Raw genomic sequence first — 23,671 nt, 5'->3', positions numbered from 1 at the left:
GCAAAAATAAATAGTGATTATAAGATTAATACAACTGCGTTTTCAGTAAAGTATATAAAAATCATAATCCCGACTATTAAAGGTACTCGGGATTATTATATTAATTGTCAACCTATTTTAGTACGACTCATTTATTTCATTTTTCTGTTGTTATTGCTACTAATAAACATTTCGTTTTTTTGTTCGGTTATAATTTCAATAAACCTTTCGTAATGCTTTAATACATCAGATATCAATTCGTTTTTTGTAAACAGTCGAACATCATATCCTTCGCGGGCATCTCCAAAGTATGCATAAGGGTAAAAGGTTTTGTTTTCATCTATATCGGGTAAGTTATCTTCATTAATAAGATATTCAGAAACACTTCTCGACTTATTTTCTACGCCATAAATAAAGTTGTTTACTATATCATAATGAATTTCAATTTCAACTCTTTTTGGATTTTCGTATTCATTTATTTTGGTCTCTATTTCATTGCTGTTAAATTCTTCCTGAAGCTCAATAAAAGCGCGTTTTACTTTTGTTTCTATAAAATCATCAACAGTATTTTTATCATTAAAAGAGATAATTTGTTTTAAACGTTCTTTCCAGAACTCTCCCGACCAGGAAACGGTTGATACCGAAAACTCTCTGTCATAATAATTTTGATCTATTGTTAGAGCTTTAGTAAGGCTTATCATAAACAGTATTATAATGACCGAAAAGGGTAATGCAGTTATTAACGTCATGCTTTGTAAAGCTTTTAGACCTCCGGCATTTAAAAGGAAAAGTGATAATACTGCAAGTAGGCATCCCCATAATACAGTTTGCCATTTTGGTGAAACTTTTGCATTTTTTGTAGCGATACTGTTCATTACAAATATCCCGGAATCGGCAGAGGTTACAAAAAATATAATTATAATGGCAATTACCAAAAAGCTCACAATGGCAGGGAAGGGTAGGTATTCTAAAAAGCGAAACATTAGCGCATCGGGATTATCGGAAAGCCTGCTAAGTGCTCCTTTCGCTTCATGCAAATCAAACCATATAGCGCTATTACCAAAAACTGACATCCAGATAAAATTGAATAGGGTAGGAAGTATAAGTACAGCCGAAATAAACTCCCTTATTGTTCTCCCTTTTGAGATTTTAGCTATAAACAAACCTACATAAGGTGACCATGATATCCACCATGCCCAGTATAAAATAGTCCAGTTGTAAAACCAGGGTAATGTTTCCTCGTCATAAACATGGGTGCTGAAGGTAAGATTAAAGAAATTGTTGATGTAGTTACCTATACCTTCGGTAAAGCTTCCAAGTAAGTATACTGTTGGTCCTAGTAATAAAACAAAAAGTAATAGAATAATTACACTGATTATATTGATATTACTTAATAGCTTCACTCCTTTGTTAACCCCGGCAACAGCTGATATAATTGAGATAGTGACTAATATGCTTACAATTAGGATTTGATTGATAAAACTATTATCTGAGACTATATTTAATGTTTGTAGCCCTGAATTGATTTGTACCACACCAAATCCCAGAGTTGTTGTGATACCAAAAAAAGTACTGCATAAAGCAAAAATATCAATGGCATTACCCAGTTTTCCGTTTATCTTGTTTTTTAGTAATGGATAAAAACAACTTCTAAGAGATAATGGTAACCTATACCTGTAAGCGAAATAGGAGAGGGATAAGCCAACTATTCCATATATAGCCCATGCATGTATGCCCCAGTGGAAAAAAGTGTAAAGCTGAGCATTTTTTGCCCTATTAATGTAATGGCTTCCTGAAAATATTTCGTTAGAATAATGCTGCATTGGCTCGGCGACACTAAAATACATTAATCCTATTCCCATTCCTGCAGCAAATAACATTGAAATCCATGAGAAAAAAGAATATTCAGGTTTACTGTCGTTTTTCCCCAGTTTTATGTTACCATATTTGCTAAACATTAAATAAACAAGGAAGATTACAAATATGGTAACTGCCCAAACGTATACCCAGTTGAGATTAATGAATATGAAGCCTTTTATTGAGTTTAAGGCGTTTTCAGTTAGTTTAGGGTAAACTGCAGAAAGCAACGTTATAAAAATTATAAAAAGTAAACTGGGGAGAGTGACACCTTTGTTAAATGTGGTTCTTAACCTGGGAAACTTTATCATTGAGTATTTTTGTTTTGTGGAGTGAGAAAAATAACAATTCTAAATTTAATAATCAAGAATAAAAATTTACCGTTTCTTATCAGGAGAATTACGATGGAATTTTTGGATAGAATAGATGCTAAAAACAAAAAACCTCAAAGTTTAACTTTGAGGTTTTGATTTAAGTTTCTTTTGAAACTTCCTTTGGCGGAGAAAGAGGGATTCGAACCCCCGGACCTGTTACAGTCAACGGTTTTCAAGACCGCCGCATTCGACCGCTCTGCCATTTCTCCAGTATGTCGCTCTCATACCCTGATTGCGGTGCAAATATAGAAAGCTTTTCCGGTTTTCAAAAACATTTCAGGTAAAAAAAATAAAATATTTTCGTGTTATTTTTTAAGCCTTTCATTTCCTTTGAGTTAAGAAAAAAATATTTTTCTTAATATTCAACATACTCGCTTATTTCTAAGCCATAGCCTATCATACCTACACGTTTCGTTTGTGCAGAGTTAGTCAGTAAACGTATTTTTGAGATATCAATATCGTGTAAAATTTGTGCACCGATACCAAAATCCTTTACGTCCATCTTAACCTGAGGAGCCTTATTTACACCTTGTGACTGTAATTCTTTTAACTCTTTAATACGATTTAAAAGTTCAGAAGGCTGGATTTCCTGGTTAATAAACAAAATAGCGCCTTTTCCTTCCTTATTAATACGTTTAAACATATTATCAAGCTTTCTGTCGGCATCGTTCGTTAGAGTGCCTAAAATGTCATTATTTACCTGTGTAGAGTTAATTCTTGTAAGCACAGGTTCACCTTTATTCCAGCTACCTTTAGTTAAAGCAATATGTACTTGCTTATTTGTGGTTTGTAGATAAGCTCTTAATCTATAGGTTCCAAAACGGGTTTCAACCTCAAAATCCTCTTTTTTCTGGATAAGGCTGTCATGTTGCATCCTGTAAGCTACAAGATCTTCAATAGAAACCAGTTTAAGGTCGAATTTTTGAGCTACTTCATATAATTCAGGTAGTCGGGCCATTGAGCCGTCTTCCTTCATTATTTCGCAAATTACACCAGCCGGGCTAAATCCTGCCAGTCTTGCAAAATCAATAGCTGCTTCTGTATGACCTGTTCTTCTTAAAACACCACCTTCTTTTGCTATAAGAGGGAAAATGTGTCCGGGGCGCCCTAAATCGTATGGTTTTGTCTCAGGCTTTATTAATGCTTCAACAGTCTTAGCTCTGTCATGTGCAGATATGCCTGTTGTAACACCATTTCCTTTTAGGTCAATTGATACTGTAAAAGCGGTTTCCATACTATCGGTATTATTGGTTACCATAGCATGAAGATTAAGCTCCTTACAACGTTTTTCGGTTAGGGGAGTACATATAAGACCTCTACCGTGTGTTGCCATAAAGTTTATCATTTCGGGAGTAACTTTATCGGCAGCAGCTAAGAAATCGCCTTCATTTTCTCTGTCTTCATCATCTACAACAATAATTACTTTACCGTTGCGGATATCTTCTATAGCTTCTTCTATGGTGTTTAGTTTTATATTTTCGGCAGACATTTTATTCTTCGTTTGATTTTAACTTAAATAATTTTTGAAAAGGTTTAAATATTTGATGGATTATAGAATCCATATTAATCATACCAATATCATTGGTAGCTCTGTAAGTAAGTAATACGGCTAGGGGAGTCAATACAAAAGATGACATCCAGGAACCTAAAAACGGAGGTATACCATTTTCCTGAGCGAGTTTTTTACCAAATGTATTTATAAAGTGGAAAATTATAAATATGATAACGGCAAAAACAATAGGAAGGCCAATTCCTCCTTTACGGATAATTGCACCAAGTGGAGCACCAATAAAAAACATTAATATACAGGCGTAGGCAATAACAAACTTTTCGAAGAAAGCCAGCCAGTGATTATTTATGTTTTTCATTCTCTCATTTTGAGCTGCTTTACTATTCTTTATTATAGTAATATTACTGGTAGTGTTATTTGTAGCAATATCCAGTATTCTTTGTTTTTTTGAGGTTGTAAGTAAGCTCAATAAATTGTTTTTATCTTTTTTAAGCGTATCTCCCTCTTTTTCAAGGTTACTCAAATCTCTTTCTGAAGTGCTTATTTCGCGGGAAAGCGTATTTGTAGTACGTTTTACTATATTATCGTGAATTGATTGTGTTTCTTTAGTGTAGCTGTTTTGAAGAGAGTCCAGAGTGTAGTTTAGCTCATTGATATTAAGCATGCTGTTTGTTTGTGAAATTTGCTCTTCATCCATGTTATTTTTATTAAGCATGGAAAGATCAATATTCATTATCTGCTTGCTAAAGGTACTTTTGGCAAAAGGCATTTTTTTCTCGTCCTTAATATTTTTGGTTTTAAGCTCTTCATAATAGTAACCATCAAACAACTCTAATTGAAGTAGGTTGGAAGATTCACTACTTGTAAGTAATCCTCTTTCTGCCTTTATAATTGTGGCATATTCTTCACCTTTTTTTCTCTTATGGATAGTAACACCTGTTAGCTGTTCGCCTTTTTCACCATCTTTTTTATTAACTTTAATATTAAAGTCATCACCAATAGCATTAAACTGACCGGCTGCAATAGCCATTGCAGGTTGTCTTTGAATGATATTTTTTCTCAGGTTAACAAACTTGTATTCAGCTTTGGGAATAACATTATTAGCAAAAACAAAAGCTACAATACTAAGAGAAATGATAAAAATGGTAAGTCCTCTCATAGCTCGTCCTAATGAAATTCCGGACGACTTCATGGCTGCAAACTCGTAATTCTCGGCAAAACTACCGAAAGTCATTATACTTGCCAGCAATATTGAAAGTGGGAGTACAAGCGGAATCATTTTTGGTGAATAAAATAAAAGAAATTTTATTACCAGCCAGACACCAAGGTCTTTTCCTGCTAATTCGGCAATGAATAGCCAAACACCCTGTAGTATAAATATAAAGAACAGGATTATAAATACAGTTGCAAATGTCGTTATAAACGATTTGAGGATATAGCGGTCTAATATTTTCACCGGAAAAACTAGTCTAATCTATTAATGTAATAATTAGGATATTTACTCTCGGTAAAGGTAAAATGATTTTTTGACAAAGGCTGATTTGTTTTAAAAGAATTTATGGTAAATGTAGTTTTACCGCTATCGTCATCTACCTGAATAAGGTTGTATATATGTTTTGTTTGGATATCAATACCTATAAGAATCTCTTTAACATTGTCTTTCCCGTCGGTGGGTTTTAGTTTAACGTACTGTATTTTACGCCCTTTTACGTTTTGAAGTATATCCCATGAGTACTTATATCCCGATGTGAAAAATGTAAGCATTTTTGAAGGAGTAAGATCATCCTTTTTCTCACTGTCATAGCTTGAAATAGTTATTTCCTCATCTTCGGGAACAATATTGTATATTTTTTTTCCGTCAAAAATACGAGTGATTCCCATAAAGTTTAAAATATACAAGTCTCCCTTCATACAAACATTTCCTTTTGTTTCCTGATTAAGGTTACTGTTCGGGTTGGCGTAACTATACTTAAAATCAAAAACGATATTCTCGTATCCTTTAATTTTAGACGATACATCATCCAGCAATTGTTTTGCTTTTTGAGAGTTTTGTGCGCTAAGTGAAAAGGTGATAAAAAATACTATTATTACCCTGATTAATTTGTACATTTTAAAAGTTGTTTTCTTCATTCTTAAAAAATTGCTCCAAAGCCATTAGGTCAGGTATTAAAACATTACGGGCCTTACTACCTTCAAACGGACCTACAATACCTGCTGCTTCCAGCTGATCTATAAGGCGCCCGGCGCGATTGTATCCCAGTTTTAATTTACGTTGAAGCAATGATGCCGAACCCTGTTGTGCTGTAACAATAACTTCGGCCGCTTCCCTGAACATAGCATCTCTTTCTGAGATATCATTATCAAGATTAGTGCCACTTTCTTCACCTACATACTCAGGCAGGAGATAAGCATCAGGGTAAGCTTTTTGAGAACCAATAAACTCGGTTATTTTTTCTACTTCAGGAGTGTCTACAAATGCACACTGTACACGGGTTAGGTCGTTACCCTGTGTGTAAAGCATATCACCTCGGCCAATAAGCTGATCGGCACCCTGATTATCTAAAATAGTACGTGAGTCAATTTTTGAGGTTACCCTAAAGGCAATCCTCGCCGGGAAGTTAGCTTTAATAATACCAGTAATAACGTTAACCGATGGCCTTTGTGTAGCAATAATTAGGTGGATACCAATAGCACGGGCCAGCTGAGCTAAACGGGCTATAGGGGTTTCAACCTCTTTACCGGCAGTCATAATAAGGTCGGCAAATTCATCAACAACCAGTACAATATAAGGCAGAAAACGGTGACCGTTTTCAGGATTAAGTTTACGTTGCCTAAACTTGTCGTTATATTCTTTAATATTTCTAACCATTGCATCTTTTAAAAGGCTGTAACGGTTATCCATCTCAATACATAAAGAGTTTAATGTATTGATTACTTTAGTATTATCGGTTATTATAGCTTCTTCTGTATCAGGAAGTTTAGCAAGATAATGTCTTTCTATTTTATTGAAAAGCGTAAGTTCAACCTTTTTAGGGTCAACCAATACAAATTTAACTTCTGCCGGATGTTTTTTGTATAGTAGGGAGGTAAGTAATGCATTTAAACCAACCGATTTACCCTGACCAGTAGCACCTGCCATTAAAAGGTGGGGCATTTTTGCAAGGTCTACCACAAATGTTTCATTTGAAATAGTTTTACCTAATGCTACGGGTAATTCCATTTCGGCATTTTGGAATTTAGGAGAAGCAATAACACTTTTCATAGACACCATAGTAGGGTTTTTATTAGGTACTTCTATACCAATGGTGCCTTTACCGGGAATAGGTGCAATAATACGTATACCTAAAGCTGATAATGATAATGCAATATCATCTTCAAGATTTTTGATTTTAGAGATTCGTATCCCTGCTTCAGGGACAATTTCATATAGGGTAACAGTAGGACCAACTGTAGCTTTAATTTGAGCTATGTCAATTTTGTAGTTTTTAAGAGTATCTACAATCCTATTCTTGTTTTCTTCTAATTCCTCTTGGTTAATGGTTATACCGCCCGAAGAATATTCCTTTAACAGCTCGATGGAGGGTACCTGATAATTTGAAAGTTCAAGGGTAGGATCAAACTCACCAAAATCGGCTACCAGTTTTGATGCAAGGTTTTCTTCTACAACGTCTTCCTCTGCCGATTTTTCTATAACAAAATTATCGTCATCTGTTTTAATGGTATCATCATTAGCGGCTTCAGATTCTTTTTCCTTTACGGCAGGATTAAGGTTAATTTCTGAAGAGTGACTGATAGTAGGTTTTAGTGATTCTTTGTCAATCTCGAAAGCCGACTTAGTTTCATTAGTTTTTAATTCTATGTTTTCAAGCTCAGGGTCATTTTCTTCGTCATAATCAGGTTCTGTAGGAGATGTACTATTATTAGTTTGGATTGGAGCTGCGGTAAAATTACTGTCAGCCTGTTGGGTAGCCATTTCCTGAAGTTTTCTTTCTTCTTCGGCTGCTTCTCTTTCCTGCTGTCTTTTTTCAAAGTAAGCTTTAATAGCATCAGGTGATATTTTAATTCTAAGAATAAGAAATACAACTAATCCGAAAATCAATACTAATAATGTGCCTGTTTTGGCAAGATAATCCTGCATGTAAAGGTTTATCTCATAACCTATAACACCTCCTAATTGAGGGAGATAGCTGTTAAAGAAACCGAATAGTACAGATAGTATGATTGCCAGGTATAAATCCCAGAAAAGTGTTTTTTTAAGTTTGCTTACAGGTAAATCTAATACAAGGTAGGAGCCAAGTAAAAAGAAAAAACGAATAAAAATAAACGATGCTACCCCAAAGCCACGGTATAAAAATAGGTCTGCAAGGTAAGCACCAAACTTACCAAGCCAATTGTAAACTTTTTCCTGTCTGTCTCCTAAAACCGTAAGTCCGCTTTGGTCAAAATCACCATAGAGGAAATAGGAAACAAACGAAAGTAACAATGCTATCGAAAAAAGTAAAAACAATGCTCCCAGCAAGACCTTTTGGGATCTTGATAGTTGAAATTTCTTTTTTTCTGAAGCAGGTTTAGCTTCTTTTTTGTCGGTATTTTTTTTATTGCTTTTTGCCATTTATAAACTTGATCTATTTGTAAAAATAGAATAAAACCTTAAATCAGCAGAAAAATTTAGGGTAATAAATTATTATGCCGACAATAACAGCACAAAGTGCCGCAAAAAATACGGCACCGGCTGCAATGTCTTTTATAAATCCTATCTTTTCGTGATATTGCGGATGAATGAAGTCGGCTATTTTTTCGACAGCAGTATTAAGTCCCTCTATACTTAAAACCATTCCTATAGCCAGTGTTTGAAAAAGCCATTCGGTAGCAGATATTTCAAAATAAAATCCTGCTATGGTTACCAGTACACCAATTGATGCCTGTACCATTATACTGTGTTCGGTGGCTATAAGTTTACAGGCACCTTTAAAAGCATAGGTAAAGCTTTTAATCCTGCCGATAATAAACCTGTTATCCTTCATTAAAGAGAATTATTAAAGTGCTGCAAGAGCATTTTCATAATTAGGCTCGTCTGCAATTTCAGAAACCTGCTCTGTATATTTTACGTTACCGTTTTCATCTAATACTACAACAGCACGAGAATGTAATCCTGCAAGAGGTCCGTCTGCAATAGTAAGCCCGTAATTATTACCAAAAGCACCATCTTTAAAGTCAGAAAGTGTAATAACATTATCAAGACCTTCCGCACCACAAAAACGTTTTTGAGCAAATGGTAAGTCGCGCGATATACAAAGTACTTTCGTATTTTCAAGAGAAACGGCCTGCTCGTTGAATTTTCTTACAGATGTAGCACATGTTCCTGTATCTATACTAGGGAAGATGTTAAGCACTAATTTAGAACCTTTAAAATCAGCAAGTGATGCTGGTGAAAGATCTGCTTTTATAAGTGTAAATTCTGGTGCTGCTGTACCGTTTTGAGGCAGCTCGCCCGATGTTTTTATCGGATTTCCTCCTAAAGTTATATTAGCCATTTTAATAGATTTGATTAGCTAACAAAAGTAAGAAAATATATTATAAGACGGAGGTAGTACCTCTAGTTTTATAAATACATTAAGAGTATAAAAAATCTATTTTCAGCTAAATGTTTAAAGGTTAAAGCTCATCTATTTTTTTACGTTTGGTTTCTTTTATCGATTTATAATGGGTAGGTGTGAAGCCTGTTATTTTTTTAAACTGACTCGATAAGTAAGCGGCACTGCTATATCCCATTTTATCGGCAATCTCACTAAGGGACATTTCATCATAAACCAAAAGTTCCTTTACTTTTTCTATGCGTTGTGCTATATAGTATTTTTCGATAGTTGTCCCCTCAACATCAGAGAACAGGTTACTAAGGTAAGTATAATCGTAATGCATCTTTTCGGCGAGCCAAAACGAAAGATTTTGATTAAGTACTTCTCCCGAATGATGTACAAGGGCTATAATCTCATTTTTAATCTGTTCTATAAGTCTGATCCTCTTATCGTTGATTATCTCAAAACCTAAACGGGTAAGTGATTCTTTCAGTTGATGTAATTGTGAGACAGATAAATCTCCTTCTATATTAACTTCTCCCAGTTCTATTGATTTTATTGATGCTTTTATGGCTTCGAGTTCGGTTCTAACCGCCATAATACAGCGATTGCAAACCATATTTTTTATGTAGAGTTGCATAGTGTAGTTTAATATTTAAACAAATGTAAATAAAAAACGCTCCCTGTTTCCAGGAAGCGTTTATTTATCGAAATTATGATAAACCTAATTTTTGTCAATCGCACCGAGAACACGCGACATAAATGTGTTAAGTGCCTCTTTACGATCCATACCGTCTTTAACTAATTTATTTACCTCAAGGGCTCCATACATATTCGAGATAAGCTCTCCAATTACATCAAGTTCTTCGTCTTTAAGAGAAGGAACTTCGGTTAATGCCTCAAGTACGTCCAGAGTTTCAATTATGTAATCCTGGTCGTTATCTTCTATAAACTGAGTTAAATGCTTAATTACTGGTAACTTCATTGACTAAATCGGTTAATACGTCTAATTTGTTTGTTTGTACCTGATTTACAAGGTTTCCGTTTTTGAAGGTAGCAAACGTAGGTAGGTTATCTACTTTAGCCAGCTTTCTGGATTCCGGATAGTTTTCGGCATCAGCTAATACAAACGTTATGTTTTCATTTTCTGAAGCCATTTTTTTGAATTTCGGCTTCATGATTCTGCAGTTTCCGCACCATCCTGCTGAATATTGTACTACTACAATTGGTTCAGCTGATACGATTTCTGCAAGATTATCTTTTTCCAGTTCCTGTAACATGGCTTCGTCAAATATTTATTAGTTTACACTTAGGTAAGATGCAACACCATTACGGTCTGCAGTCATAGCTTCTTTACCTTCTTCCCAGTTTGCAGGACAAACTTCACCTTTAGTTTGTACGTGAGTATAAGCATCAATTAGTCTGATGTACTCGTTTACGTTACGACCAAGAGGCATATCGTTTACACTTTCATGGAAAATTTTTCCTGTTTCATCGATTAGGTAAGTAGCTCTGTAAGTTACGTTAGAACCTTCAAGTAAAACTGAATCAGTTTCTTCATTGTAACCTGCCGTTTCAACATCAAGAATACCAAGAATGCTTGAAAGGTTTCTGTTAGTATCTGCGATAAGCGGGTAAGTAACACCTTCTATACCACCGTTTGCTTTTGGAGTGTTTAACCAAGCGAAGTGAACTTCGTTAGTATCACAAGAAGCACCAATTACGATAGTGTTTCTCTTTTCAAACTCACCAAGGGCAGCCTGGAAAGCGTGAAGTTCTGTAGGGCATACAAAAGTGAAATCTTTAGGGTACCAGAATAAAAGTACTTTTTTGTTATTGTTTACAGCTTCTTCAAATACATTGATTTTAAGGTTGTCACCCATTTCTGAGATAGCATCAACTGTAATGTTTGGGAATTTTTTTCCTACTAAAGACATACTATTAATTAATTTTTATGGTTTATAATTTTTATTTGTTGCAAAGATAGATTTTAATAGCTTTTGGTTATATCTACCATCATCATTTATCCCTATTGAAATATAGAAATTCCTTATGTTGAACGTAGTTTTCCGGCTAACGTTCTGATTTTTATACCAAGAGCAGCAAAGGTAAGCGTCATTATAGGGCTTAGTATATTAAAAAAGGCGTACGGTAAATAGGTAAGGGTGGGTACACCAAGAACTCCCGACTGGTAGGCACCACAGGTATTCCATGGTACGAGTACTGAAGTAACAGTACCCGAATCTTCCAAGGTACGGCTCAGATTTTCAGGAGCAAGTCCTTTTTCACGATAAGCTTCGGCAAACATTTTACCCGGAACTACAATTGCCAGATATTGGTCTGAAGCTGTAACATTTAAAACAATACAGCTTCCTACAGTACTTGCAAAAAGACCAAAGATGCCATTGGCTACTTTAAGCATTGCATTACTTATAACTTTAAGCGCACCAATAGCTTCCATTATACCTCCAAATACCATAGCACATATTATAAGCCATATGGTAGAGAGCATTCCTACCATGCCTTTTGACTGAAACAAGTCCTGAAGGGTTTCATTTGAGGTTTCTACTGTACTGCTAATGGTAATGGAATTCATAATTCCTTTATATCCTGAAATGAAATCCAGTTTTTCACTTCCGCCAATTTTAGCTACTAGTTCAGGTTGGAATATTAATGCGAATAGTCCGCCTAATAATGTACCTATTAACAAAGCAATAAGCGGTTCGGTTTTTTTAACAATAAGTGCAATTACTATTACCGGTACTACAAATAACCACGGACTTATAGTGAAACTTTCCTTAATAGCAATAAGTGTAGCCTGAGTATTTTCAGCACTATTATCTATTGACTGGGTAAGTCCTAATATAATAAACAGTATTAGTGTTATTATGTATGTAGGGACTGTGGTGTAAGCCATATATTTTATATGGGTAAACAAGTCAGTCCCTGCCATAGCAGGCGCAAGGTTTGTAGTATCTGAAAGAGGAGACATCTTATCACCAAAATATGCTCCTGAGATAACTGCTCCGGCAACCATTCCTGCATTAATATGCATGGTGTTTCCAATTCCTATTAATGCAACACCAATTGTAGCTGAAGTAGTCCATGAACTACCAGTGGCTATTGATATTATAGAACAGATAATTACGCAGGCAGGAAGGAATATCTCGGGATGTAAAATTTTAAGCCCGTAATAAATCATTGCAGGTACAATACCGCTTACAAGCCACGTGCCCGAAAGAGATCCTACCAGTAAAAGTATCAATATAGCCCCTGATGTAGATTTAATGTTTTTAGATACTTTATTGAGCATCTTATTGTATGGTACCTTATTGATAAAACCAACAATAGCAGCAAAAGCTCCACCCATCAATAAAACGAACTGATTGGAACCACCAATAGCATCACTTTTAAAAATGTAAACGTTGATAGCTAAAAAGCCGACAAGTAGTATGATTGGAATTAAAGCCTGGGTAAGACTTATTTGTTTGGTGTTTTTATCCGGTATATTATTCATGAAGTGCCTTGCGAATTAAAAGAACGCAATATAGTAAAAATCTGATATTTAGTAAGGAGGGGAGTGGTAGTATTTTTAATAACCTGAGTTATTCTTCGTTACTGTTTTTTAATCGTTGTATCATCTCCTTCATCTGTTCGATTTCTTTTTGTTGGGACTCGATTATTTTTTTAGATAGTTCCTGTACTTCAGGATCTTTTAAATCGGCATGCTGACTTGATAATATAGCTGATGAATGATGCGGAATCATAGCCTCCATATATCGTACATCGTTTATATAAGTTTGTGTTCTCAGCATAACAAAAGTGGCTGTAAAAAGCAGTACACCTGTTATAATTAACACATTGTTCTTTTTACGGTTTTTATACATTCGCTGCATAAATAAAAGCATAATAAAGCCCATAGGGACTACCATTAATATTGTCATATAAAAACGGTTGAGGCTAAAATAAATATGCTCTTCACTAGCTATATTGGTATACATTATGGCGTACATCACTATAAACGAAACCAGTAGCATGAGTAAAAACTTTCCGTAGTTTCCTTTTTCCATTACATTGCAATTTATAGTTTAACAAAGGTAAAATTACAAATTAACTATAGGTAACTATGTTATAGATAAGTGAAAGTATTAGCAAACAACTTATTTCCATGCTTCAAATAAAATAAGTAATGCCGTTTTTGTGCCTTCAAAATATTTACCTTCTATAAAATTAGGGACGAAATAATCATTAATTAATTTTAGACAGAATTCATCACTAATAACTTCCTGTGTGCCTATCCCTGTGTTTATCCTTATTTTACGCAGAGTTTTGCTAAAAACTATAGATAGTCCATTGTTTTTATCGGCTTTCCCAATACCCCATTTAGAGGATAAATCTAACGAATATTGAGCGAAATCAGTATAATTCCCTATGTTATCAATAGTTATCACAGCGATTTCGTTACCGGTTTCATTTTCAAAGTCAGTAATTAATTTTTCAAGCTCTTCAATCTGTTCTGTAGTAAAAACACCTTCAAAATCATTTACATAACCAACAGGGGAAGGAAAAGAAGTTTCCTGTTCTTTTTCCTGAGCAGTAATAAAGGTTAATGGTATAAGTATAAGGAATACTAAATAAGCGATTTTTGATTTCATTTCTAGTTGGTGTTTGTTCTTATAAATATAAATAAAAAAGGCTATCCCAAACAAGGATAGCCTTTTTGTTATTTAGTAAGTTCTTATAAGTGAATCACTTCACCATAAGCATCTGCAACAGCTTCCATTACCGCTTCACTCATAGTAGGGTGAGGGTGAACTGCTTTTAGTATTTCGTGACCTGTAGTTTCAAGTTTACGCGCTACTACTGCCTCAGCAATCATATCGGTAACGCCGGCACCAATCATGTGGCAACCTAACCATTCTCCATACTTAGCATCAAAAATAACTTTCACAAAACCATCAGGAGTACCTGCGGCTTTTGCTTTACCTGATGCTGTAAACGGGAATTTACCTACTTTAAGCTCATATCCTTTTTCTTTAGCCTGTTTTTCTGTAAGACCTACAGAAGCAATTTCAGGAGTAGCATAAGTACATCCGGGGATATTACCGTAATCAAGAGGTTCTACATGCATACCTGCTATTTTCTCAACACAAAGAATACCTTCTGCTGAAGCAACGTGTGCAAGTGCCTGACCGGGAACAACATCACCAATAGCGTAGTAACCAGGGATGTTTGTTTGATAGTAGCTGTTTACTAATATTTTATCTCTGTCTGTAGCGATACCAACTTCTTCAAGACCGATGTTCTCGATGTTTGATTTGATACCTACTGCAGAAAGAACGATATCTGCTTCAAGAATTTCCTCTCCTTTAGCTGTTTTTACAGTAGCTTTAACTCCGTTACCGGTAGTGTCTACTTTTTCAACAGAAGAGTTAGTCATAATTTTGATACCTGCTTTTTTAAGCGAACGCTCAAATTGTTTTGATACGTCTTCATCTTCAACAGGAACAATGTTCGGCATAAATTCAACGATAGTTACCTGAGTTCCCATCGCATTGTAAAAATGAGCAAACTCAACACCAATAGCTCCAGATCCAACAACAATCATAGATTTTGGTTGTTCAGGTAATGTCATTGCCTGACGGTATCCTATAACTTTTTTACCATCCTGAGGAAGGTTAGGAAGTTCTCTTGAACGAGCTCCTGTAGCTATAATGATATGATCGGCGCTAATTTCGCTTGTTTTACCATCTTTATCGGTTACATCTACTTTTTTACCTGCTTTTACTTTACCGGTACCATAGATAACCTCAATTTTATTTTTTTTCATAAGGAACTGAACACCTTTGCTCATACCATCGGCAACACCACGGCTACGTTCAATTACCTTATCAAAGTCTTTATCAAACTCTTTTACTGTTAATCCGTAATCAGAAGCATGCTTAAGGTAGTCAAAAACCTGAGCACTTTTTAAAAGCGCTTTGGTAGGGATACACCCCCAGTTAAGGCATATACCTCCAAGGTTTTCCTTTTCTACAACAGCTACTTTAAATCCTAGCTGAGAAGCCCTGATAGCAGTTACATAACCACCAGGACCGCTTCCTAAAACAATAATATCGTATTTCATCAGTATGTATTTTACCGGTTATTTTTACGCGTACGAAAATAAGTATTTATTTGCTTATTATAAAATGTTTGGATTTATTTCGTTTTATCTAAAAAATAAATATTAAACATACTTTTTTTGTTAAAAAGCACATTAAGTAATAAATAATTTAGCTATACTTAACATGTGTTAACAATTTATTTGTAATTTTACTAGTATTAAATCAAACCACGACCTATAAAAGACTATCAATCTTTTTTATGTTTTTGTGATATTTAATTTATAACTAATTGTTACAAAAATAATGTAGTGAAGGAATCATGAAGAACAATCCTTTTCCAGTTAACCAATTTTACCCACAAAACAAATTAAGGATTATGAGGATTTTAAGTTTAATTTTGTCAACAATCGCTTTTTTCTCTACTGCCTTTTATGCTGTAGCAGAATTTCCCGACCTTACAACAGCAGGGGGAGTGTTATATTTTCTTATGCTGGTTATTTTGCTTTTAATATTTATTACCGCTATTGTGCTGAGCTTACCGTCAGGTATAGTAAGGTTTGGTAATAAATTTAAATAATACCACAACGAAACAATCACCAAAAACAAAAGGCTGCCATTTGGCAGCCTTTCTTATTTCTTTAACCTTGAATATTATTTCTGGTTTTTCATTTCTTTTTCAATCATGTCGTAGAACTGATCGATTTTAGGAAGAATAAGTATTCTTGTTCTTCTGTTTCTTGCACGTCCTTCGGCAGTGTCGTTAGACTCTAAAGGAACATACTCACCACGACCTGAAGCTACAAGTCTGCCCGGCTCAATACCAAAGTCCTGTTGTAGTATTCTTACGATTGAAGTAGCACGCTTAACACTTAAATCCCAGTTATCCTGTAGTACAGGGTTTTTAATTGGCACATTATCAGTGTGGCCTTCAACCATACATTCAAAGTTTGATTTATCTTTTACAATAGCTGCAACTTTACCTAAAATTTCTTTAGCTCTATCGCTTACCTGATAGCTACCGCTTTTGAATAAAAGTTTATCGGCAATAGAGATGTATACAACGCCTTTTTCAACATTAACTTCAATATCCGGATCATCTATACCAACAGCTCTTTTAACACTGGTAACTAAAGCTAAGGTAACAGAATCTTTACGGGTAATTGCGTCCTGTAATCTTGAAATTTTAAGGTCTTTCTCCTTAATCATTTCAAGTGATTTCTCTACGTTAGCAGCGTCTTTAGATGATAGGGTTGCCATTGTGTTATGAAGATCGGAGTTGTTCTTTTTAAGATAGTCAACCTGATCGGTCAAAACATTTTTTTCAGCTAAACAAGTATTCAACTTGATAGTAGCCGTATTAAGCAGATCCTGGATCTCTTTGTTCTTTGCTTCTAACTCGGCAATCTTCTTTTTGGATCCACACGATGTCAGCGTCATTGCTGCCAATGATAGTAATAGAACGGTTCTTTTCATAAGATTTGAAAAATTAATATTTGAAACAAAATTATGTATATTCCTGCAAATATTAACGTACTGTGCTATAAACTATTGTTAAAATTTTTCTTACCCGAAATGAAATAATCGTAAACAATACTCTTTGTTTTATAGTAGTTTTTGTATTGTTTTGATTTTCTTTTGTTTAAAAATTTAAACAATCGGGTATAAAAATAAAAATGTGCTTTTAGTACAGCCCATAAATGTGCAAATTTTCCCTGAGAGACGAATCGAAGTCCGGCAATACCGTCAAAACATAAACGTATAAAAAACACCGGTATCAGTTTGCTTTTTGGCAGATTTTTAGTCATCATCCAGAGGGAATTCCTAAAATTAAGGAAAGTCTTTTTAGGATTGGTATTTTTTAGGGTAGCTCCGCCTACATGATATACATATGAACTTCCGCAAACTTTTATTTTGTGGTTTTTATTAAAAGCCCTCCAACATAAGTCAATCTCTTCCTGATGTGCAAAGAAATCCTCATCAAGTCCGCCAAGTTCCCAAAACACATTTTTACGGATAAAAAAACACGCTCCCGAAGCCCAGAATATTTCAATATTATCATTATACTGCCCGTTATCCTTTTCAAGAGTTTCAAAAATACGACCACGACAGTAGGGGAAACCATATTTATCTAAAAAACCTCCGGCAGCACCTGCATATTCAAAAGTATCTCTTTTGTAATAATCAAGTATTTTAGGTTGTACTATAGCTGTTTCGGGGTCTTTTTCAAACAATTCGGCAATCGGTAATAACCAGTTTTCGGTTACTTCAATGTCCGAATTTATTAGCGCATAAATATCCTCATCAACTTGCTTTAAGGCTTCATTATATCCTTTAGCGTAACCGTAATTTCCTTTATTTTCAATAATTTTTATTTGAGGGAAAGTAGATTTTACATAAGAAACAGATTCATCTGTAGAGGCGTTATCGGCTACATATATGGCAGCGTTCCCGGAATATTTGATTATAAATGGTAGAAACTCTTCTAAAAGTTTCTTTCCGTTCCAGTTTAAAATTACTACAGCTATATTATTCATTGGTTAATTGTAAAATCAGGCAGGTTGCGCAGGAACTGATATCGCTCCTTTTCATAATCCATTTGGCAAAAGTAATGATTTAAGCCGTTTGTAACCATCATATAGTTGGCTTTTAAAACCATATTGTAACGAGCAATCTGGTCAAAAACATTTTGGGTTATTTTTACTTCGGGAGCTTTACATTCCACAAGAAGGAAAATACTGCCATCAGGATTAAAAACTACAGCATCATATCGTTTTGTTAGTCCGTTAACCTTAAGTACTTTCTCTACATTAATATACGATTTTGGGTATTTCTGTTCAAGCAGTAAATACTGTACTACATGCTGTCTTACCCATTCTTCAGGAGTAAGGAGAATGAATTTTTTACGTACTTCATCAAAAATGGCGATTTTATTTTCACTATTTTTGAATCGGAAAGTATAGTTAGGAAAATTAAGCTTTTGCATATGGCAAATGTATAGTTTTTTTAATTTTTAACTTATTAAACAATTATCCGGTGGACGAAGTAATTAAAATTGTTAACGATATTAAGCAGGGCAATATTAAGCCCATTTATTTTTTTATGGGGGAAGAGCCTTATTACATTGACAGGCTTACCGATTATATTGAAGACAATATTCTTACTGAAGAAGAGAAAGGGTTTAACCAAACGGTTTTATATGGTAAGGATGTTAGTATAGAAGATGTTATGTCCAGTGCCCGCAGGTACCCAATGATGGCCGAAAGACAGGTTGTTATTGTAAAAGAAGCTCAGGAACTGTCCAGAACTATCGATAAGCTGGAAGCTTATGCCCAAAATCCGCAGCCTACCACCGTGTTGGTATTTGCTTATAAATATAAAACACTGGATAAACGTAAAAAAGTTACCAAAACACTGGAAAAAGCCGGACTGGTATTTGAAAGCAAAAAACTTTATGAAAATCAAGTAGGAGAGTGGATAAAAAGAGTGCTTTCAGGGAAAGGGTATACTATTGAACCTAAAGCGGCTGCAATGCTTGTTGAGTTTTTAGGTAACGATTTGAGTAAAATAAACAATGAGCTTGAAAAGCTGATTATAATACTGCCTAAAGGTACTGCTATATCTCCTAAACATGTTGAGGAAAACATAGGTATAAGTAAGGACTATAATGTTTTTGAATTACGTAAAGCAATAGGAGAGAGAGATCAGTTAAAGGCTTACAGAATTGCCGACCACTTTTCTCAAAACCCAAAAGATAACCCGCTTGTAATGACAACGGGATTGGTTTTCGGTTTCTTTTCTCAGTTACTGCAATATCACGGACTTAAAGATAAAAGCGCTGCTAATGCAGCAAGGGTGTTAAAGGTTAATCCGTACTTTATGAAAGACTACGATATCGCATTACGTAATTATCCTATGAAAAAAGTGAGTGCTATTGTAGCTGCATTAAGAGATATTGATGTGAAGAGTAAAGGGGTGGGAGCAAATGCTATATCACAGGCCGATTTGTTAAAAGAGATGCTTGTTAAAATATTTAATTGATAAAAATGTACGATATTTGCAGGCTTAATCCTGTAATAAAGAATATACAAAATGGGAATGAATAAAAACACCATCTTCGGATGGGCTTCTTTTATATTGTTTTTAATTGGCGCGGCGCTTGTTTTACTTGGGGTTTTAAAATATCCTGATTATGCTATTGGTTTTTCGGTAGTTGGGATAGGTTTCTTTGCTATATCCTGGGCTTTTAATGCTTTAAAAGGCAGAGTTTAGTTTATTAGTTTTCTTTCCTTTAAAAAGCTATAATAAAATTAATGTTTTAACATTTTATGTTAGAATGTATTTTTTATTACCTTTACTTTGTTATATCCTATTTGTTTAAGTAAAATACCCCATTGCTTTACTAATGGAAAAAAATAATTTTCCTATACCACCTAACGAAAAAGAAAGGCTATATGCCCTTGCCAGCTATAACATACTAGACACTCTTTCGGAAAAAGAATTTGATGATATAGTTCATCTTGCTTCTTATATTTATAAAGCTCCTATAGCTTTAGTTTCTTTCATCGATAAAGACCGACAATGGTATAAAGCTAAAATTGGCATGGAAGTTCCTGAAATGCCAAGACAGGATACTTTTTGCCAGCATGTAATTATGCAGGATGAATGTGTTGTAGTGCCTGATGCTACAAAACATCCTGTTTTTAAGGATAATCCAAATGTACAGGGTGAATTTGGAGTACGTTTTTATGCCGGAGTTCCCTTAAGGACAGATGATGGTTTAAATATAGGTACCATATGTGTTGTAGATACTGTTGCCAGGGACATTGATGAAGATCAGCAAAAGGCTCTTACTACTTTGGCACATCATGTAATGAATCAGTTGGAGATACGAAAAAGGAATATAAACCTTAGGGAAGAAGTAGCCCGGCTGGCTAAAAAAGAGCTGGAGTCTGTCAGTAGGGAACTGGAAAGTTATAAAACAGCGCTGGACGAAACCTCGGGTATATTAATATTTGATAAAGAAGGTATAATCACTTTTGTTAATGAAACAACCTGTAGCTATAGCGGGTATACTAAAGATGAATTAATAGGTACTCATATTAAAGACACTAATACGGGTTATAATAAAGAGAGTATTTATACCAGTTTATGGAATACTGTTAGTGCCGGTTATGTATGGAAAAATGAAATTCAAAGCATAACTAAAGAGGGAAAATCATACTGGATGGAAGTAGTAGTTGTGCCTTTTCTTAATAAATCAGGACATCCGTTTAAGTATGTAGAAATAGCAAATGATATAACCGACAGAAAGGCTGTAGAGGCCGAACTTATAAAAGCAAAAGAGGTTGCCGAAAAAGCAATTTTTGTAAAAGATAGTTTTATGGCAAATATGAGCCATGAAATTCGTACCCCGATGAATGCTATTATAGGGTTTACAGATTTGCTTGCCCGTACCGATCTTAATGATAAACAACGTGAGTTTGTTACTAATGTTCAAACTGCAGGAGATAATCTTTTACTTATTATCAATGACATACTTGATCTTTCTAAAATAGAATCAGGTAAATTGGTTATTGAACATTCTAAATTTAATTTAAAGTCGGCTTTAAAGCATGTTTATGATTTGCTTAAAGTAAAGGCCATGCAATCAGAACTTGAATTTAATCTTTTCCTCGATGCTAATATGCCTGAAACTGTGGTAGGGGATAAAGGACGTATTAATCAGATTTTGATGAATCTTGCCGGTAATGCCATAAAATTCACTGAAGAAGGTGATGTTACCATATCGGTTAAAAAGATAGATGAAACTGAAAAGAGCTGCAAACTCAAATTCTCTATTAAAGATACCGGTATTGGTATAGAAAAAGGTAAGCTTGAAGCTATTTTTGATCGTTTTACTCAGGCAGAAGAAAGTACAACACGTCGTTTTGGAGGTACCGGACTTGGCCTGAATATCGTAAAACAGCTTGTTGAACTAATGAACGGTGAAATAAGCGTGAATAGTAAACCGGGTAAGGGATCTGAATTCTACTTTGTTCTTGATTTTGAAAAAGCCGGTGTTGATGAAGAAATCAAAGAACAGCAAGAAGAAAATAAACCAAGCGATTCTTTAGGTAAACTTTCAGTATTGCTATGTGAGGATAATTTTCTTAATCAGCATTTAGCGAAAAATATTGTAAAAGGCTTTGGCTTTGATATTGATATTGCTAATAATGGTCAGGAAGGTTTGGATATGCTTGAAAAAAACAAATATGACCTTATCTTAATGGATTTGCAAATGCCGGTTAAAGACGGTTATCAAACTACAACTTATATAAGAAACGAGTTAAAAAGCACTATTCCTATTATTGCTATTACAGCACATTCCTTAATTGGCGAACAGCAAAAGTGTTTTGACCTTGGTATGAATGCTTATGTTTCTAAGCCTTTCAAGCAGGAAGAACTTCTGGATAAGATTAGAGAAGTAATCGTAAAATAACGAATTGACAAATAAGCTCCACAGGTAATTTGAAATTTTTACATTTCAAACTATCTTTGTTGTTTACAAATACAGAATAATTAATCTAATTACATATAATGTCAGACGATAAGAAAGTAATATTTTCAATGTCCCGAGTAAGTAAAACTTACCAGGGAGCAAACAAACAGGTATTGAAGGATATATACCTTAGCTTTTTTTACGGGGCTAAAATTGGTATCCTTGGTCTAAACGGTTCCGGTAAATCATCGTTATTAAAAATCATTGCCGGTGTAGATAAAAGTTATCAGGGAGACGTAGTTTTTGCTCCGGGATATACTGTAGGCTATTTAGAGCAGGAACCACAGTTAGATGAAAATAAAACGGTTATTGAGATTGTTCGTGAAGGTGTGGCCGAAACTGTTGCTTTACTTGACGAATTCAATAAAATTAACGATATGTTCGGTTTACCTGAAGTATATGAGGATGCCGACAAAATGCAGAAGCTTATGGACCGCCAGGCTGAGCTTCAGGATAAAATTGATGCTGCTGGAGCGTGGGAGCTTGATAACAAGCTTGAAGTAGCTATGGATGCACTTCGTACTCCGGATCCAGATACTCCTATAAAAGTACTTTCAGGTGGTGAGAAAAGAAGGGTGGCCTTATGCCGTTTATTGCTTCAACAGCCAGATGTACTTCTTTTAGATGAGCCCACCAACCACCTTGATGCCGAAAGCGTATTGTGGTTAGAGCAGCACTTACAGCGTTATGCAGGTACTGTAATTGCGGTAACACACGACCGTTATTTTCTTGATAATGTTGCCGGATGGATTCTTGAACTTGACAGAGGAGAAGGTATTCCGTGGAAAGGAAACTACTCTTCATGGCTTGATCAAAAGGCTAAAAGACTGGAGCAGGAGGAAAAAACTGCATCTAAACGCAGAAAAACACTTGAACGAGAGTTAGACTGGGTTAGACAGGGTGCTAAAGGCCGTCAAACAAAACAAAAAGCCCGTTTACAAAACTACGACAGGCTATTAAATGAAGATCAAAAACAACTTGAAGAAAAGCTTGAAATTTATATTCCTAACGGACCTCGTTTAGGTACTAATGTTATTGAAGCTAAAGGTGTTTCAAAGGCTTTTGGTGACAAGCTTTTATATGAAAACCTAAACTTTACCTTGCCGCAGGCGGGTATAGTAGGGATTATTGGTCCAAACGGTGCTGGTAAAACTACTATCTTTAAGATGATAATGGACGAACAAACTCCAGATAAAGGAGAGTTTGAAGTTGGGGATACTGTTAAGATTGCTTATGTAGACCAAAGTCACTCAAATATTGATCCTGAAAAATCAATTTGGGAAAACTTCTGTGACGGTCAGGAATTAATTATGATGGGAGGCCGTCAGGTTAATTCAAGAGCTTACTTAAGCCGATTTAATTTTAGTGGTAGTGAGCAAAACAAAAAAGTATCTGCTCTTTCGGGAGGTGAAAGAAACAGACTTCACTTGGCTATGACCCTTAAGGAGGAAGGTAACGTACTTTTACTGGATGAGCCAACAAACGACTTAGATATTAATACACTAAGGGCTCTAGAGGAAGGTTTGGAGAACTTTGCCGGATGTGCGGTTATTATTTCTCACGATCGTTGGTTCCTTGACAGGGTTTGTACCCATATTCTGGCTTTTGAAGGCGATTCGGAAGTTTACTTCTTTGAAGGAAGCTTCTCTGAATATGAAGAGAACAGGAAAAAACGCTTAGGTACTGATTTAACACCTACTCGTATTAAGTATAAAAAACTTATCAGATAA

23 protein-coding genes and 1 tRNA gene are annotated in these 23,671 nt (G+C 35.0%); 5 read left to right on the top strand and 19 right to left on the bottom strand.

Annotated elements, in window-relative coordinates:
* Positions 1 to 131: 131 nt before the first annotated feature.
* The 16 genes from ABS768_RS00945 to lpdA all read right to left on the bottom strand — a co-directional run bounded on the left by ABS768_RS00945 (position 132) and on the right by lpdA (position 15,423).
* Entirely contained in the window at positions 132 to 2,147 is a 2,016-nt protein-coding gene (locus tag ABS768_RS00945; RefSeq protein WP_408073025.1) for a BCCT family transporter, read from the bottom strand.
* Between the two features lie 184 nt (positions 2,148 to 2,331).
* Positions 2,332 to 2,419, bottom strand: a tRNA-Ser gene (locus ABS768_RS00940).
* Positions 2,420 to 2,565: 146 nt separating this feature from the next.
* A complete protein-coding gene (gene ribB / locus ABS768_RS00935) occupies positions 2,566 to 3,699 on the bottom strand; it encodes a 3,4-dihydroxy-2-butanone-4-phosphate synthase (protein ID WP_035130921.1) in 1,134 nt (377 codons plus the stop codon).
* Between the two features lies 1 nt (position 3,700).
* Complete coding sequence (locus ABS768_RS00930; RefSeq protein ID WP_408073023.1) at positions 3,701 to 5,176, bottom strand: LptF/LptG family permease; 1,476 nt, start codon at positions 5,174 to 5,176, stop codon at positions 3,701 to 3,703.
* Positions 5,177 to 5,184: 8 nt separating this feature from the next.
* A complete protein-coding gene (locus ABS768_RS00925) occupies positions 5,185 to 5,829 on the bottom strand; it encodes a LolA family protein (RefSeq protein ID WP_408073022.1) in 645 nt (214 codons plus the stop codon).
* A 1-nt stretch (position 5,830) separates the two neighbouring features.
* Positions 5,831 to 8,332 carry a DNA translocase FtsK gene (locus tag ABS768_RS00920; RefSeq protein WP_408073020.1) on the bottom strand — a complete coding sequence of 834 codons (2,502 nt, stop codon included), beginning with the start codon at positions 8,330 to 8,332 and terminating at the stop codon, positions 5,831 to 5,833.
* Between the two features lie 43 nt (positions 8,333 to 8,375).
* Complete coding sequence (locus ABS768_RS00915; RefSeq protein WP_408073018.1) at positions 8,376 to 8,744, bottom strand: diacylglycerol kinase family protein; 369 nt, start codon at positions 8,742 to 8,744, stop codon at positions 8,376 to 8,378.
* A 12-nt stretch (positions 8,745 to 8,756) separates the two neighbouring features.
* Positions 8,757 to 9,254, bottom strand: a complete 498-nt coding sequence (tpx, locus tag ABS768_RS00910; RefSeq protein ID WP_408073016.1) for a thiol peroxidase — start codon at positions 9,252 to 9,254, stop codon at positions 8,757 to 8,759.
* A 121-nt stretch (positions 9,255 to 9,375) separates the two neighbouring features.
* Positions 9,376 to 9,894, bottom strand: a complete 519-nt coding sequence (locus ABS768_RS00905; protein WP_408073014.1) for a helix-turn-helix domain-containing protein — start codon at positions 9,892 to 9,894, stop codon at positions 9,376 to 9,378.
* Positions 9,895 to 10,020: 126 nt separating this feature from the next.
* Positions 10,021 to 10,281 carry a DUF6952 family protein gene (locus ABS768_RS00900; RefSeq protein ID WP_330123191.1) on the bottom strand — a complete coding sequence of 87 codons (261 nt, stop codon included), beginning with the start codon at positions 10,279 to 10,281 and terminating at the stop codon, positions 10,021 to 10,023.
* Positions 10,262 to 10,576 carry a thioredoxin family protein gene (locus tag ABS768_RS00895; RefSeq protein WP_408073012.1) on the bottom strand — a complete coding sequence of 105 codons (315 nt, stop codon included), beginning with the start codon at positions 10,574 to 10,576 and terminating at the stop codon, positions 10,262 to 10,264. Before ABS768_RS00895 ends, ABS768_RS00900 begins: the two co-directional genes overlap by 20 nt.
* A gap of 18 nt (positions 10,577 to 10,594) precedes the next feature.
* Positions 10,595 to 11,233 (bottom strand): peroxiredoxin, encoded by a 639-nt coding sequence (locus tag ABS768_RS00890; protein WP_035130936.1) that lies wholly within the window; start codon positions 11,231 to 11,233, stop codon positions 10,595 to 10,597.
* Positions 11,234 to 11,346: 113 nt separating this feature from the next.
* Positions 11,347 to 12,813 (bottom strand): Na+/H+ antiporter NhaC, encoded by a 1,467-nt coding sequence (gene nhaC, locus ABS768_RS00885; protein WP_408073010.1) that lies wholly within the window; start codon positions 12,811 to 12,813, stop codon positions 11,347 to 11,349.
* An 88-nt stretch (positions 12,814 to 12,901) separates the two neighbouring features.
* Positions 12,902 to 13,366 carry a DUF305 domain-containing protein gene (locus ABS768_RS00880; RefSeq protein ID WP_408073008.1) on the bottom strand — a complete coding sequence of 155 codons (465 nt, stop codon included), beginning with the start codon at positions 13,364 to 13,366 and terminating at the stop codon, positions 12,902 to 12,904.
* A gap of 90 nt (positions 13,367 to 13,456) precedes the next feature.
* A complete protein-coding gene (locus tag ABS768_RS00875; RefSeq protein WP_408073007.1) occupies positions 13,457 to 13,951 on the bottom strand; it encodes a TPM domain-containing protein in 495 nt (164 codons plus the stop codon).
* Between the two features lie 83 nt (positions 13,952 to 14,034).
* Positions 14,035 to 15,423: a dihydrolipoyl dehydrogenase gene (gene lpdA, locus ABS768_RS00870; protein ID WP_408073005.1), complete on the bottom strand. Its 1,389-nt coding sequence runs from the start codon at positions 15,421 to 15,423 to the stop codon at positions 14,035 to 14,037.
* Positions 15,424 to 15,722: 299 nt separating this feature from the next.
* On the opposite strand from lpdA, the gene ABS768_RS00865 reads away from it, so the two are divergent.
* The gene (locus ABS768_RS00865) at positions 15,723 to 15,980 is read left to right on the top strand and encodes a hypothetical protein (protein ID WP_408073003.1); all 258 of its coding nucleotides are present in this window, start codon (positions 15,723 to 15,725) and stop codon (positions 15,978 to 15,980) included.
* 74 nt (positions 15,981 to 16,054) lie between these two features.
* On the opposite strand, the gene ABS768_RS00860 is transcribed toward ABS768_RS00865, so the two are convergent.
* The 3 genes from ABS768_RS00860 to ABS768_RS00850 form a co-directional block, all read right to left on the bottom strand.
* The gene (locus ABS768_RS00860) at positions 16,055 to 16,876 is read right to left on the bottom strand and encodes an OmpA/MotB family protein (protein ID WP_408073002.1); all 822 of its coding nucleotides are present in this window, start codon (positions 16,874 to 16,876) and stop codon (positions 16,055 to 16,057) included.
* Positions 16,877 to 16,941: 65 nt separating this feature from the next.
* Positions 16,942 to 17,937 (bottom strand): glycosyltransferase family 2 protein, encoded by a 996-nt coding sequence (locus ABS768_RS00855; RefSeq protein ID WP_408073000.1) that lies wholly within the window; start codon positions 17,935 to 17,937, stop codon positions 16,942 to 16,944.
* Positions 17,934 to 18,386, bottom strand: coding sequence for a type I restriction enzyme HsdR N-terminal domain-containing protein (locus ABS768_RS00850; RefSeq protein WP_408072998.1), 453 nt, complete (start codon positions 18,384 to 18,386; stop codon positions 17,934 to 17,936). The genes ABS768_RS00855 and ABS768_RS00850 overlap by 4 nt, the downstream gene beginning before the upstream one ends.
* 50 nt (positions 18,387 to 18,436) lie before the next feature.
* On the opposite strand from ABS768_RS00850, the gene holA reads away from it, so the two are divergent.
* The 4 genes from holA (at position 18,437) to ettA (ending at position 23,671) form a co-directional block, all read left to right on the top strand.
* Positions 18,437 to 19,441 (top strand): DNA polymerase III subunit delta, encoded by a 1,005-nt coding sequence (gene holA, locus ABS768_RS00845; RefSeq protein ID WP_408072997.1) that lies wholly within the window; start codon positions 18,437 to 18,439, stop codon positions 19,439 to 19,441.
* A gap of 51 nt (positions 19,442 to 19,492) precedes the next feature.
* Complete coding sequence (locus tag ABS768_RS00840; RefSeq protein WP_035130957.1) at positions 19,493 to 19,672, top strand: CAL67264 family membrane protein; 180 nt, start codon at positions 19,493 to 19,495, stop codon at positions 19,670 to 19,672.
* Between the two features lie 133 nt (positions 19,673 to 19,805).
* Positions 19,806 to 21,881, top strand: coding sequence for an ATP-binding protein (locus ABS768_RS00835; RefSeq protein WP_408072995.1), 2,076 nt, complete (start codon positions 19,806 to 19,808; stop codon positions 21,879 to 21,881).
* A 98-nt stretch (positions 21,882 to 21,979) separates the two neighbouring features.
* Positions 21,980 to 23,671, top strand: coding sequence for an energy-dependent translational throttle protein EttA (gene ettA / locus ABS768_RS00830; RefSeq protein WP_408072994.1), 1,692 nt, complete (start codon positions 21,980 to 21,982; stop codon positions 23,669 to 23,671).

The organism is Flavobacterium rhizophilum, from assembly GCF_046000485.1.
In the GTDB taxonomy this organism is placed as follows: domain Bacteria; phylum Bacteroidota; class Bacteroidia; order Flavobacteriales; family Flavobacteriaceae; genus Flavobacterium; species Flavobacterium rhizophilum.
The sequence above is the reverse complement of the archived record's forward strand: the minus strand, read 5'-3'. Positions and strand labels throughout refer to the sequence as shown.

What these genes read in the sequence shown, in the direction of transcription:
- ABS768_RS00945 (WP_408073025.1), bottom strand. Translation starts at nt 2,147, where the DNA reads ATGATAAAGTTTCCCAGGTTAAGAACCACATTTAACAAAGGTGTCACT.
- ribB (WP_035130921.1), bottom strand. Translation starts at nt 3,699, where the DNA reads ATGTCTGCCGAAAATATAAAACTAAACACCATAGAAGAAGCTATAGAA.
- ABS768_RS00925 (WP_408073022.1), bottom strand. Translation starts at nt 5,829, where the DNA reads ATGTACAAATTAATCAGGGTAATAATAGTATTTTTTATCACCTTTTCA.
- ABS768_RS00920 (WP_408073020.1), bottom strand. Translation starts at nt 8,332, where the DNA reads ATGGCAAAAAGCAATAAAAAAAATACCGACAAAAAAGAAGCTAAACCT.
- ABS768_RS00915 (WP_408073018.1), bottom strand. Translation starts at nt 8,744, where the DNA reads ATGAAGGATAACAGGTTTATTATCGGCAGGATTAAAAGCTTTACCTAT.
- tpx (WP_408073016.1), bottom strand. Translation starts at nt 9,254, where the DNA reads ATGGCTAATATAACTTTAGGAGGAAATCCGATAAAAACATCGGGCGAG.
- ABS768_RS00905 (WP_408073014.1), bottom strand. Translation starts at nt 9,894, where the DNA reads ATGGCGGTTAGAACCGAACTCGAAGCCATAAAAGCATCAATAAAATCA.
- ABS768_RS00900 (WP_330123191.1), bottom strand. Translation starts at nt 10,281, where the DNA reads ATGAAGTTACCAGTAATTAAGCATTTAACTCAGTTTATAGAAGATAAC.
- ABS768_RS00895 (WP_408073012.1), bottom strand. Translation starts at nt 10,576, where the DNA reads ATGTTACAGGAACTGGAAAAAGATAATCTTGCAGAAATCGTATCAGCT.
- ABS768_RS00890 (WP_035130936.1), bottom strand. Translation starts at nt 11,233, where the DNA reads ATGTCTTTAGTAGGAAAAAAATTCCCAAACATTACAGTTGATGCTATC.
- nhaC (WP_408073010.1), bottom strand. Translation starts at nt 12,813, where the DNA reads ATGAATAATATACCGGATAAAAACACCAAACAAATAAGTCTTACCCAG.
- ABS768_RS00880 (WP_408073008.1), bottom strand. Translation starts at nt 13,366, where the DNA reads ATGGAAAAAGGAAACTACGGAAAGTTTTTACTCATGCTACTGGTTTCG.
- ABS768_RS00875 (WP_408073007.1), bottom strand. Translation starts at nt 13,951, where the DNA reads ATGAAATCAAAAATCGCTTATTTAGTATTCCTTATACTTATACCATTA.
- lpdA (WP_408073005.1), bottom strand. Translation starts at nt 15,423, where the DNA reads ATGAAATACGATATTATTGTTTTAGGAAGCGGTCCTGGTGGTTATGTA.
- ABS768_RS00865 (WP_408073003.1), top strand. Translation starts at nt 15,723, where the DNA reads ATGAAGAACAATCCTTTTCCAGTTAACCAATTTTACCCACAAAACAAA.
- ABS768_RS00860 (WP_408073002.1), bottom strand. Translation starts at nt 16,876, where the DNA reads ATGAAAAGAACCGTTCTATTACTATCATTGGCAGCAATGACGCTGACA.
- ABS768_RS00855 (WP_408073000.1), bottom strand. Translation starts at nt 17,937, where the DNA reads ATGAATAATATAGCTGTAGTAATTTTAAACTGGAACGGAAAGAAACTT.
- ABS768_RS00850 (WP_408072998.1), bottom strand. Translation starts at nt 18,386, where the DNA reads ATGCAAAAGCTTAATTTTCCTAACTATACTTTCCGATTCAAAAATAGT.
- ABS768_RS00840 (WP_035130957.1), top strand. Translation starts at nt 19,493, where the DNA reads ATGGGAATGAATAAAAACACCATCTTCGGATGGGCTTCTTTTATATTG.
- ABS768_RS00835 (WP_408072995.1), top strand. Translation starts at nt 19,806, where the DNA reads ATGGAAAAAAATAATTTTCCTATACCACCTAACGAAAAAGAAAGGCTA.
- ettA (WP_408072994.1), top strand. Translation starts at nt 21,980, where the DNA reads ATGTCAGACGATAAGAAAGTAATATTTTCAATGTCCCGAGTAAGTAAA.